Annotated in this window: 9 protein-coding genes; 7 read left to right on the top strand and 2 right to left on the bottom strand. The window is 57.7% G+C overall.

Annotated elements, in window-relative coordinates; genetic code table 11:
- Window positions 1-17: 17 nt before the first annotated feature.
- Complete coding sequence (gene ilvD, locus Q0X28_RS06835) at window positions 18-1,862, bottom strand: dihydroxy-acid dehydratase (RefSeq protein ID WP_296237434.1); 1,845 nt, start codon at window positions 1,860-1,862, stop codon at window positions 18-20.
- 435 nt (window positions 1,863-2,297) lie between these two features.
- On the opposite strand from ilvD, the gene Q0X28_RS06830 reads away from it, so the two are divergent.
- From Q0X28_RS06830 to Q0X28_RS06805, 6 genes are all read left to right on the top strand, one after another.
- Window positions 2,298-4,121, top strand: coding sequence for an acetolactate synthase large subunit (locus tag Q0X28_RS06830; RefSeq protein ID WP_296237715.1), 1,824 nt, complete (start codon window positions 2,298-2,300; stop codon window positions 4,119-4,121).
- Between the two features lie 2 nt (window positions 4,122-4,123).
- Window positions 4,124-4,624 (top strand): acetolactate synthase small subunit, encoded by a 501-nt coding sequence (gene ilvN / locus Q0X28_RS06825; protein WP_296237433.1) that lies wholly within the window; start codon window positions 4,124-4,126, stop codon window positions 4,622-4,624.
- A gap of 97 nt (window positions 4,625-4,721) precedes the next feature.
- The gene (ilvC, locus tag Q0X28_RS06820; RefSeq protein WP_296237432.1) at window positions 4,722-5,735 is read left to right on the top strand and encodes a ketol-acid reductoisomerase; all 1,014 of its coding nucleotides are present in this window, start codon (window positions 4,722-4,724) and stop codon (window positions 5,733-5,735) included.
- Window positions 5,736-5,990: 255 nt separating this feature from the next.
- Window positions 5,991-7,586: a phosphoglycerate dehydrogenase gene (serA, locus tag Q0X28_RS06815; RefSeq protein ID WP_296237431.1), complete on the top strand. Its 1,596-nt coding sequence runs from the start codon at window positions 5,991-5,993 to the stop codon at window positions 7,584-7,586.
- A gap of 8 nt (window positions 7,587-7,594) precedes the next feature.
- Window positions 7,595-8,611: a 3-isopropylmalate dehydrogenase gene (locus Q0X28_RS06810; RefSeq protein WP_296237712.1), complete on the top strand. Its 1,017-nt coding sequence runs from the start codon at window positions 7,595-7,597 to the stop codon at window positions 8,609-8,611.
- Window positions 8,612-8,721: 110 nt separating this feature from the next.
- Window positions 8,722-9,519, top strand: coding sequence for a fumarylacetoacetate hydrolase family protein (locus Q0X28_RS06805; protein ID WP_296237430.1), 798 nt, complete (start codon window positions 8,722-8,724; stop codon window positions 9,517-9,519).
- Here Q0X28_RS06805 and Q0X28_RS06800 read toward each other — a convergent pair.
- Window positions 9,516-10,706 (bottom strand): isochorismate synthase MenF, encoded by a 1,191-nt coding sequence (locus tag Q0X28_RS06800; protein WP_296237429.1) that lies wholly within the window; start codon window positions 10,704-10,706, stop codon window positions 9,516-9,518. The genes Q0X28_RS06805 and Q0X28_RS06800 overlap by 4 nt on opposite strands.
- An 84-nt stretch (window positions 10,707-10,790) precedes the next feature.
- On the opposite strand from Q0X28_RS06800, the gene gltX reads away from it, so the two are divergent.
- Window positions 10,791-12,296, top strand: a complete 1,506-nt coding sequence (gltX, locus tag Q0X28_RS06795) for a glutamate--tRNA ligase (RefSeq protein ID WP_296237428.1) — start codon at window positions 10,791-10,793, stop codon at window positions 12,294-12,296.
- Window positions 12,297-12,361 lie beyond the last annotated feature (65 nt).

Below are 12,361 nucleotides of genomic sequence, written 5' to 3'. Positions count from 1 at the left end.
ATCGTTAACAGCGAGACTCAGTCGATATCGCGCACACCGCCGCGGTCTGCGGACGCGGCCATCTTGGCATACGCACGCAGTGCTTTAGAGACGGCCCGCGGGCGGTCCTTATGCGGAGTCCAAGGATGCTCGCGAGAATTCTCTTCGGCACGACGCTTGTCGAGCTCCTCCTTGCTCACCTGCAGTTCGATCTTGCGTTCCGACACATCAATGTAGATGGGGTCGCCGTTGCGCACTAAGCCGATAGCACCACCATGAGCTGCTTCGGGGGAGACGTGACCAATGGACAGGCCAGAGGAGCCGCCGGAGAAGCGGCCGTCAGTGACCAATGCGCACTCCTTACCCAGGCCAACGCCTTTAATGAAAGCGGTGGGGTGCAGCATCTCCTGCATGCCCGGACCGCCAGAGGGCCCCTCATAGTTGACGAAAAGAACTTCACCTGGCTGCAGGGTCTTGGTCAAGATGACGGAGACTGCCTCTTCTTGGCTTTCTACAACGCGGGCGGGGCCTTCAAAGTGGAACTGGTCTTCAGTGATACCAGCAGTTTTTAGGATGGCGCCATCCTCAGCGATATTTCCCCGGAGCACGCAGAGGCCACCCTCCTTGGTGTAGGCGTGCGCGATATCGCGGATACAGCCGTTATTGGCATCGAGATCCAAACTCTCCCAGCGATTGGCCGTGGAGAATGGCTGAGTGGTCCGAACGCCACCCGGTGCAGCGTGGTAAAGCTCAATGGCAGCGTCAGAAGCGGATCCACCACGCACATCCCATTCGGCCAGATAGTCCTCGAAGCTAGCGGAATGGACAGAGTGGACATTCGTGTTGAGCAACCCGGCGCGGTTCAGCTCACTCAGCAGCGCAGGGATGCCTCCCGCCCGGTGGAAGTCCTCCATGTAGTAGTCCGAGTTAGGAGCCACCTTCGACAGGCAGGGTACGCGACGCGAGATTGCATCGATATCGGCGAGGGTGAAGTCCACCTCAGCTTCCTGCGCAGCCGCCAAGATATGGAGAACTGTATTCGTCGATCCACCCATGGCAATATCGAGTGTCATCGCATTGCAGAATGCTTCACGGGTCGCGATAGAGCGGGGGAGGACGGACTCGTCACCATCTTGGTAGTAGCGCTTTGCCAACTCGACCACCAGAGAGCCGGCTCGTTCGAAGAGGCCGCGTCGAGCAATCTGGGTGGCCAGCGTGGAGCCATTGCCGGGGAGGGAAAGGCCGAGTGCTTCGGTAAGGCAGTTCATGGAGTTCGCGGTGAACATGCCAGAGCATGACCCGCAGGTGGGGCATGCGGACTGCTCGACAGTCAGGAGGGCGTCGTCATCAGTGTTGTCAGAGGCACTCGCAGAGATGGCGGTAATAAGGTCGGAGGCTTTTCGGGCAACACCGTCGACAACTACCGCACCGCCGGCTTCCATGGGGCCGCCAGAGACGAAAACTGCGGGGATATTGAGGCGGAGCGCAGCATTCAGCATGCCTGGGGTGATCTTGTCACAGTTAGAAATACAGACGATTGCGTCGGCGGTATGAGCATTACACATGTACTCCACGGAGTCCGCGATGATCTCACGACTAGGCAAGGAATAAAGCATGCCGTCGTGACCCATGGCAATACCGTCATCAACGGCAATGGTATTGAATTCCTTTGCGATTCCGCCTGCTTCTTCAATGGCCTTTTTGACGATGTCGCCCACATATTTGAGGTGGACGTGTCCTGGTACGAAGTCCGTGTAGGAGTTGGCAATGGCGATTATCGGTTTACCAAAATCAGAGTCTTTGACGCCAGTGGCACGCCAGAGGGCGCGCGCTCCCGCGGCATTACGTCCGCGCGTTGATTGAGCAGATCGGAGCTGAGGCATTAGCCAGCCTTTCTACAGGAGTGTGGAGAGGAGTGTAGTGGGCAGATCTTGCACGGCTCTCGCACTCGTACCTTGTGTCAATTATTGTGAGACAGCACTGAAGTGATGTACCTCTATTGTGCCACTAACACAGAACCATCGTAACGTGAGCGTCTAATCCCAAAGAGTGGCCACAATTTTTGACCATATGGGATTTGCAGCCTAGTATGAAGAGCGTGCTTCACCTTCTAGTATCTGTACGCATTCGCGGTCGGCGTTTACGCTAGACCCGGTTGATGCTGCCGGATCCAGGAAGAAGCTAAACGCCCCTCGCACAGCCACGCTGTCGAGGGTTTTTTACTATCACCCCCCCGCAGACGGAAACCTACCATCTGCACGTCACCTGAAGGAACTGATGTGAGCGCAACAGAAGCTCGTCAGCCGGGACATGGGACCATCCCCACCCCTGCTGAAGCAGCCCACGCAACCAGCAGTAACCGTGTTGTGGAACCGGAGAAGTGCACCGGCGCCAAATCGGTTATCCGCTCTCTTGAGGAACTCGGCGCAGATACCGTATTTGGTCTCCCGGGTGGCGCAATTCTCCCTGTATACGATCCGCTATACGACAGCACCTTTATCAACCACATTCTGGTGCGTCACGAACAGGGTGCCGGCCATGCAGCCGAAGGTTACGCCCGCTCAACCGGCCGCGTCGGTGTGTGCATGGTGACCTCTGGCCCCGCCGCTACCAACCTCGTGACCGCTCTCGCCGATGCACAAATGGACTCCATCCCCATGGTTGCTATCACTGGCCAGGTGGGTGAAGCCTTTATAGGCACGGATGCTTTCCAGGAAGCTGATATCTCCGGCATCACTATCCCCGTCACGAAGCACAACTTCTTAGTGAAGGATGCCGCCCTCATCCCACAGGTGCTCGCAGAAGCCTTCTACATCGCCCAGACCGGGCGTCCTGGTCCGGTGCTGGTGGACATCACCAAGTCCGCTATGAACCAACAGACCACCTTCTCCTGGCCGCCCGCTATCGACCTGCCGGGCTACCACCCCGTGACTAAGCCGCACGGCAAGCAGGTCCGTGAAGCTGCACGACTTATCTCCAAAGCCAAAAAGCCCGTCTTCATGGTGGGTGGCGGCATTATCAGTGCGAATGCGTCCAAGGAACTTTTCGACCTCGTTACCCTCACCGGTATTCCGGTCGCGTGCACCCTTATGGGCCTTGATGCCTTCCCGAAGAGTCATCCGCTCAACTACGGTATGGCGGGTATGCACGGCGCCGTCCCCGCCGTCGCCTCCCTGCAAAAGACTGACCTCATCATTGCCCTCGGGACCCGCTTTGATGACCGTGTTACGGGCAACCTCGAGTTCTTTGCCCCAGATGCGCAGATCATTCACGCTGATATCGATCCTGCTGAAATCGGCAAGAACATTGATGTTGACGTCCCCATTGTTGGAGATGTGCGTGAGGTTATCATCGAGCTCATCGAGGCGATGAAAGCTGATCCCGCAGAAGAGATCGTGGGAGACATTAGTGCTTGGGTTGCATACCTCGACGGACTTCGCGACCGGTACACCGTGAAGTACGAGGAAGCACTAGACGAGGAAGGTCACCTGTCGCCTCAGCACGTCATCGAGACCCTTTCTAATGTGGTTGGTCCGGAGGCTATTTACGTCTCTGGAGTGGGCCAGCACCAGATGTGGTCTGCCCAGCTCATCGACTTTGAAAACCCTCGCACCTGGCTGAACTCAGGTGGTTTGGGAACTATGGGTTATGCCATCCCCTCCGCTATGGGTGCTAAGGCCGGTAATCCGGATAAGGAAGTCTGGGCCGTTGACGGTGACGGTTGCTTCCAGATGACCAACCAGGAACTGGCGACCTGCGCGCTCAGTGACCTTCCCATCAAGGTTGCCCTCATCAATAACGGCAACCTTGGTATGGTGCGCCAGTGGCAGACCCTCTTCTACGGAGAGCGCTACTCGCAAACTATTCTGGAAACTCACACTCGCCGTATCCCGGACTTCGTCATGTTGTCAGAAGCCCTCGGTTGTGCTGCTTTCCGGGTGGAAAATGAAGAGGACATTATTCCCACCATCGAGAAGGCACGTGAGATTAACGACCGCCCGGTCGTCGTCGAATTCGTCGTTGCCAAGGACGCCCAGGTGTGGCCAATGGTGCCCGCCGGAACCAGCAACAGCGAAATCATGATGGTCAAGGGCATGTACCCGCTTGTTGACGAAGACCAGGTCGGAAGGGAAACCATCTAACCATGACTACTCATACCCTGAGCATTTTGGTGGAAGACAAGCCAGGCGTGCTCACCCGCGTTGCTGGCCTTTTTGCCCGCCGTGGTTTTAACATTCGTTCTCTTGCTGTCGGTCCGACGGAGGTCGAGGGAGTGTCCCGTATGACCATCGTCACGGCAGTCGACAAACTTCCCCTCGAACAGGTGACGAAGCAGCTCAACAAGCTCATTAACGTCTTGAAGATTGTCGAACAGGATCCCGAGACCTCCGTGTCCCGGGAACTCATCCTCATCAAGGTTCGCTGCGACGCTAACAACCGCATCCAAGTTGTGCAGACAGCGGAACTGTTCCGAGCGAAGGTAATCGACGTGGCCCCTGAGTCTGTGACCCTGGAAGCCACCGGCACCCGTGACAAGCTCGATGCACTACTGCGCGTGCTTGACCCCTTCGGAATTCGGGAGATTGTGCAGTCTGGCACGATCGCCCTGGGCCGCGGTCCGAAGTCCATGACGGCTACCCGCTGACTGTGACTTCCTAGAACCGCTAGACTTAACAATGAAACGTACGGCTGGATAGCTCGTACGACTCCATATGAATACACCGAAAAAGGAGACTCCATCCATGGCAGTCGAAACTTTCTACTGTGATGACGCTGACCTGTCCATCATCCAGGGCCGCAAGGTCGCAATAATCGGTTACGGTTCGCAGGGCCACGCCCACGCACTGAGCCTGCGCGATTCTGGCGTCGAGGTTGTTATTGGTCTACGCGAGGGATCCAAGTCCGCTGCTAAGGCAGAGGAGCAGGGCCTCAAGGTTATGACCAACGCCGAGGCTGCTGAGTGGGCTGACACCATCATGATGCTCGCCCCCGACACCTCTCAGGCCAAGATTTTCAACGAGGACATCAAGCCGCACCTCCAGGAAGGCGACGCCCTCTTCTTCGCACACGGTCTGAACATCCACTTCAAGCTCATTGAGGTTCCCGAGTTCGTCACCGTTGCCATGTGTGCCCCCAAGGGGCCGGGTCACCTCGTCCGCCGTCAGTTCGTGGAAGGCCACGGCGTGCCGTGCCTCATCGCCGTGGATCAGGACCCGACTGGTGAAGGACAAGCTCTTGCCCTGTCCTACGCTAAGGGCATCGGTGGTACCCGTGCTGGCGTTATCAAGACTACTTTCCGGGAAGAGACCGAAACTGACCTCTTCGGTGAGCAGGCTGTGCTGTGCGGCGGTCTCGAATCCCTCATCATGATGGGCTTTGAGACTCTTGTTGAAGCCGGTTACGCACCTGAAATGGCATACTTCGAGTGCTGCCACGAGATGAAACTCATTGTTGACCTCATCTACGAGGGCGGCATCGCCAACATGAACTACTCCATCTCTGACACCGCCGAATTCGGTGGTTACCTGTCCGGTCCGCGTGTTGTTGGTGACGCTTCCCGCGAAGCCATGCGCCAGGTTCTCAAGGAGATCCAGGACGGCACCTTCGTAAAGCGCCTGGTTGCCAACGTTGAGAACGGTAACAAGGAGCTTGAAGACCTGCGTGCACAGGTTAACGCTCACCAGATTGAGTCTGTCGGTGCAGACCTGCGCGACATGATGAGCTGGGTCAAGCGCGAGATCACCGAAACCGCTTAAACCCAAGCGATAGAACGCTAATGAACACCCTGTTTTCTACCCTCCGGTAGGAACAGGGTGTTTATTTCTATATCTGCTTTTCCCTATTAGAATAATTCCTGCATCCCTCGTGCATAGCCAGGCTGTGAGGCTGTAGGAAACGCCGCTCCCCAGAGCTCCCACAATGCCCTCACCCCCATAGGGCGTGACACGACGGTGCATCGAGTTTCTGGCGCGGTCGTGCCAGAAGTAACTTCACAAAAAATGGAGAATCCCGTGAGCCAAAATGCTCGTCCCGTTGTGCTGATTGCCGACAAACTTGCTCAATCGACCGTAGATGCACTGGGTGATGGTGTAGAAATCCGCTGGGTCGATGGTCCGAACCGTCCAGAACTGCTTGCAGCTCTCCCCGACGCAGACGCCGTACTGGTGCGTTCTGCCACCACCATCGACGCGGAAGCACTTGCCGTTGCCGACAAACTCAAGATCGTCGGCCGTGCCGGAGTCGGCCTCGACAATGTTGATATTCCCGCTGCCACCGCCCGTGGTGTCATGGTTGTCAATGCCCCCACCTCCAACATTCACTCCGCCGCCGAACACGCAGTGGCCCTTACCATGTCCGCTGCCCGCCAGATCCCGGCAGCCCATCAAACTCTTCGCAACCACGAATGGAAGCGCTCCAGCTTCAGCGGTACCGAAATCTTCCAAAAGACCATCGGTGTGATTGGTCTGGGCCACATTGGCCAGCTGTACGCACAGCGGATGAAGGCATTCGATACCACCGTTGTTGCTTATGACCCCTACCTTCCCGCTGCCCGTGCTGCTCAGCTCGGTGTCGAACTGGTGAGCCTGGACGAGCTGCTCTCCCGCGCCGACATCATTTCTATCCACCTGCCGAAGACTCCCGAGACTGCTGGCCTCATCAACGCGGAGCAGCTAGCCAAGTGCAAGGACGGTGTGATTATTGTCAACGCTGCCCGCGGTGGTCTCATCGTGGAAGAAGACCTAGCTGCCGCTCTCGCCTCCGGCAAGGTTCGGGCTGCTGCAACCGACGTCTACTCCAAGGAACCCCCAACCGATAATCCGCTGCTGGACGCCGAGAACATCGTGCTCACCCCGCACCTCGGTGCCTCCACTGCAGAGGCACAGGACCGTGCCGGCATTGATGTCGCCAAGTCCGTACTGTTGGCACTTGCAGGTGAATTCGTCCCGGATGCTGTCAACGTTTCCGGTGGCCCCGTTAACGAGGAAGTTTCACCCTGGTTGGAACTCGTCCGCAAGCTTGGTCTGCTGGCTGGCGTCATCTCCCAGGAACCCGTCACCGCCCTACAGGTTGTCGTCTCAGGTGAGCTTTCTGCAGAATCCGTCGGTATCCTTGGCCTCTCCGCACTGCGGGGCCTCTTCGCAGCTGCCACGACGGAAGCCGTCACCTTCGTTAACGCCCCACAACTCGCTGAGCAACGTGGTGTTTCTGTTGAGGTCGATACTCAGACGGAAGCCCTCACTCACCGCTCCGTGGTGGAAGTCCGCGCCGTCACCGCCGAAGGCACCGTCAACTCCGTGTCGGGTGCCCTGACTGGCCTTGAAAAGGTTCAGAAGATTATCGGCATTAACGGGCGTAGCTTCGACATGCGCGCTGAAGGACACAACCTGGTGCTCTCCTACGAAGACCGCCCGGGCGCCCTCGGCCTCTTCGCTACCGCGCTGGGGAATGCCGGCGTGGACATCATCTCCTGCGCTCTCAGCCCCGATGCCAAGGGTGCCGGAGCCACCGCGCTGCTGCGTCTCGACCGTGCCCTTACGGAAGAGGAAATGGACAGTATCAGCGCCTCTATCGGAGCAACCCGCGCAGAGCAGGTGGACCTGGCGTGAGCAAAGGCATCAATCTCGCGGTAATCGGCGGAGACGGTATTGGGCCCGAGGTCACCGCGGAAGCCCTCAAAGTTCTCCGAGCGGTTGTCCCCAATATCGAGGTCACCAGCTACGCACTTGGAGCAGACCACTACTTGAAAACTGGTGAGATTCTCTCTGATGAGACCGTCGAGAAGATCCGCCAGCACGACGCTATTCTGCTGGGCGCTATCGGCGACCCCGCACGTGTTGCCCCCGGTGTACTCGAACGTGGACTGCTTCTGAAGCTCCGTTTCGCACTAGACCACTTCGTCAACCTGCGTCCGGCCAAACTGTACGCCGGAGTAGAGTCCCCGCTGGCCGGTAACCCGGCCCTCGACTTCGTAGTTGTCCGCGAGGGAACTGAGGGGCTCTACTGTGGTGACGGTGGCGCTATTCGGGTAGGAACTCCCGCCGAAGTAGCTACCGAGACCTCCCTCAATACCCGCTTTGGGGTGGAACGTGTCGTCCGGGATGCTTTCGAGCGGGCGATGAAGCGAGATAAGCGCCTCACCCTCGTTCACAAGATGAACGTCCTCACGAACGCCGGTTCGCTGTGGAAGCGCACAGTTGATGAGGTGGCCGTCGAGTACCCTGAGGTGACCACCGACTACTGCCACATTGATGCCTGCACTATCTACATGGTGACCGACCCGGGTCGTTTCGACGTCATCGTTACCGATAACCTCTTTGGTGACATCATCACCGACCTTGCTGGTGCAGTGATGGGTGGGATCGGCCTGGCTGCAAGCGGCAATATTGATGCCACTCGTACCAACCCCTCTATGTTCGAACCGGTTCACGGCTCAGCGCCGGATATCGCGGGCAAGGGCCTGGCTGATCCTACTGCCGCAATTATCTCCGCTGCCATGCTGCTGGAGCATCTTGGCTACGACGAGGAAGCCACTCGCATCATGCAGGTCGTCGAAGACGATGTCGCACACCGTGGTGACGGCCCCATCTCCACCTCTGTGGTGGGAGACCGCATCGTCGCCGCCCTCCAGTAAGGCGACTTCACACTGCTGTACCAGTACACACTGCCCGGTAGTACTCCTGGACGCTAACTCCGAGGACCGCCTACCGGGCAGTGTCCTATTTTAAGGAGTATCCTCCAACTATGCGTATTGCTCGTTTTGCCACCCCTGACGGTGTTTCCTTCGGCATTGTTGAGGGAGACCCAGATAGCCCTGCCACCTGCACACTTCGCCAGGTTGATGAACTTCCCTGGGACGGCCAGCCTGTTTTTACCGGCAAGAGCTTCGCGCTGTCCGAGGTGCGGCTGCTGGCGCCCATCTTTCCCACGAAGATTGTGGCCGTCGGGAAGAACTACATCGATCATGCCAAAGAACTTGGCAGCCAAACCTCAGACGAACCCGTCATCTTCATTAAGCCCCCAACCACCATTATCGGCCCGGGGGTCCCGATTCGACGCCCAGCAGCAAGTCAGCGCGTTGACCACGAGGGTGAACTTGCCATCATCATCAACCAGCCGTGCCGCAATGTTGATGCCATGGACGCACGACGAGTGATTCTGGGCTACACCATCGCCAATGACGTTACTGCCCGTGACATCCAAAGGGCGGAAGGACAGTGGACCCGTGCGAAGAGCTACGACACGTTCTGCCCCCTTGGACCGTGGATAGAAACGCAGCTGGACCCATCTGACCAGGACATTTTGGTGGAGGTGACACACTCCGACGGCAGCAGCGAAGTTCGTCAGGATGAAAACACGGCAGCGGTAGTCCACACGGTTTCAGAAATCATCGAATTCATTAGTAGCGTTATGACGCTACTCCCAGGGGACGTTATTCTTAGCGGCACTCCGGCAGGTATTGGTCCGCTTGTCGCTGGCGATACCGTCACGGTGTCGATCGACGGCATTGGCACGTTGTCTAATCCTGTTGTTGACGCCTAAGCGTCGTCGTCCATAATCCCCAGCGCGCGCAGGATCGTCCGCAACTTATCGCGGGTCTCCTGCACTTCGTCTGAGGGGCGAGAGTCAACCACAATTCCGCCACCAGCCCAGGCAGTGGCGGAATTGTGCGCTAGGTCGAGTTCTGCACAGCGAATGGCAACAACCCAGTCTCCATTCCCCTCAGCATCACACCAGCCCACTGTTCCAGCATAGAAACGCCGCTCTTCGCCCGAATCGGCAATGAATTTGAGAGCCTCTTGGCGAGGCCAGCCACCTACCGCTGGGGTGGGGTGGAGAAGTTCCGCCAGATCAAGTGCAGTGGAAAGAGAACTGACAGCAGTGGAACCATGCGGTACTGTCTCCGCCAAGGTGCCCGTAATGTGCGTCCCCAGATGCCACATCTCTTTGGTGGAGGTCAGGCTGGGGGTGTCGGGAATATCAAGGTTGCTACATAGAGGGCGAAGAGCCTCATCCAACGCCAGTGTGACGTAGCGGTGCTCAGCGATGTCTTTGGCGGAGGTGCGCAAAGCGCGCGCAGCTTGCGCATCCAATTGACGATCCGAGTGGCGGGCCAGCGAACCGGCGAGTGGATGCGAGCTAATCCGGTTCCCACGACGGCTCACCAGTAGCTCGGGAGACGAACCGACCAGCCAATGCCCTGCGTAGTCTGCCCCCGCCGGGGAGAGGTCTGCCAAATAGGCTTCTTGTCGTGGGCTGCCATCGAGTAGGCGGGCAGCAATGAGCTGCGGGTCCAGCTCCTCGTCTGCACTCACGTTCACCGCACGGGCTAGCACGATCTTGTCGGCTACTCCATCCCGAATCGCCTCCACCGCCTGCTGCACACGCCGGCGATGTTCGCTCGCGGTAGGGGAGAAAGCGGTAATGCGAGCACGCATCTGCTGCACACGGAAAAACGCGGGCGGTTCCAGAGGTGCATCAGACCGAATGATCTGACGGGGGGAGACGAGGGCAGCAGGAGCACCCGGTGTGAAGGGCAGTGCGCCGACAATCATCTCTGCACGCCCGCTCGCCAGTGCTTCTCGCGCCGCGGCGACGGAAGAGAAGGTTTCTTTCACACCCTTAGTGCGTACAGAACCAGTGGCACGGGAGAGCAGAAAATCAGGAGCAGTTCGCGGACGAGAATGGAGATGGTGCTGCCACGGCTGCGAGGGTTTTTCAGGCTCCATCTCCACCTCCTACAATTAGGATGAAAGGTGCTCTGTTGTAGCGCCGTCCTCCAGCCTACTCGTGAAAGCTACTAGCCTTAAACTATGACTACACAAGACGTTCGTGTTCGCTTCAGTCCGTCCCCCACTGGTACCCCTCACGTGGGGATGGTTCGTACCGCCCTCTTTAACTGGGCATACGCTCGGCATACTGGCGGAAAGCTCATCTTCCGTATTGAGGACACCGACGCGCAACGTGATTCTGAAGAAAGCTATCAGGCTATCGTCGATTCTCTCGAGTGGCTTGGTCTCAACTGGGATGAAGGCCCCAAGGTTGGTGGCCCGCACGAGCCTTACCGGCAGTCCTTGCGCGGTGATATCTATCGCAGAGTAGTGCAGCAGCTTCTTGAGTCCGGAGAAGCATACGAGGCCTTCTCTACCAATGAAGAGGTCGAGGCGCGTCATATTGCCAAAGGTGAGGATCCCAAGCTGGGCTACGACAATTACGATCGAGATCTTTCCGAGGAGCAAAAAGCCGCCTACCGCGCGGAGGGGCGTAAGCCGGTCATCCGTCTTCGCATGCCTGACAAAGACCTGGGCTGGGACGATATGGTGCGTGGTTACACCGAGTTCAAAGCACAATTTGTGCCGGACTACGTCATCGCTCGTTCGGATGGTTCCCCGCTCTACACCTTGGTAAACCCGGTCGACGACGCCCTCATGGGCATCACCCATGTGCTGCGTGGCGAGGATCTGTTGCCGTCTACTCCGCGTCAAATTGCTCTCTATGAAGCTCTCATGCGTATCGGTGTAGCGAAGCACATCCCGAAGTTCGCCCATCTACCCTTCGTCATGGGAACTGGAAATAAGAAGCTTTCCAAGCGCGATCCGGAATCTAATCTGTTCATTCACCGGGATCGTGGTTTCCTTCCGGAAGGCTTGCTCAATTATCTCGCGCTGCTGGGATGGAGTCTCGCTCCTGACCGCGACGTCTTTACGATCGACGAGCTGGTCGATAACTTCGATGTGGTCAACGTGAACTCGGCACCTGCGCACTTCGACCAGAAGAAGGCAGATGCTATTAACGCAGAGCACATCCGAATGCTTGAGCCTGCTGATTTCCGGGCGCGCCTCCTTGCCTATATGCAGGAGTTTCCTTCAAAGACGGGGACGACCCTCCCCGCCGACCTTGATGAGGACATTTTTAGCCTGGCAGCTGAGCTCGTCCAGACTCGTATTGTTGTTCTGAGCGATGCATGGGATTTGCTTGACTTCCTCTACTGTGGTGAAGCTTTTGCCATCGACGAGAAGTCGGGTCGCAAGAACCTCAAAGATGATGCCAAGCCGGTGTTGCGTGCTGCGTTGGCTGCTCTCGAGGGGATCTCCGATGACGAGTGGACAGCTTCCGCCATCGAGGCTGCGCTTAAGCAGGAACTCATCGAGAAGATGGAGCTGAAGCCACGTAAGGCGTTTACTCCAGTGCGAGTGGCTGTTACTGGTACCCACATTTCCCCGCCGCTTTTCGAGTCGATGGAGATGCTGGGTCGTACGGTGACGGTGGAACGCCTCACTGCAGCACTGAGTTACCAGGCCATTCCGCTGGAAAACTAGGGTTAATATCTCGATTTGGTGTTAACACGGGGTGAAGTGGTAACCTTTCTAAGGCGGTCATGAGA

It is taken from the genome of uncultured Lawsonella sp., from assembly GCF_947252745.1.
Lineage (GTDB): Bacteria > Actinomycetota > Actinomycetes > Mycobacteriales > Mycobacteriaceae > Lawsonella.
Note: the sequence above shows the minus strand (reverse complement) of the source record. Positions and strands in the feature narration are given on the sequence as shown.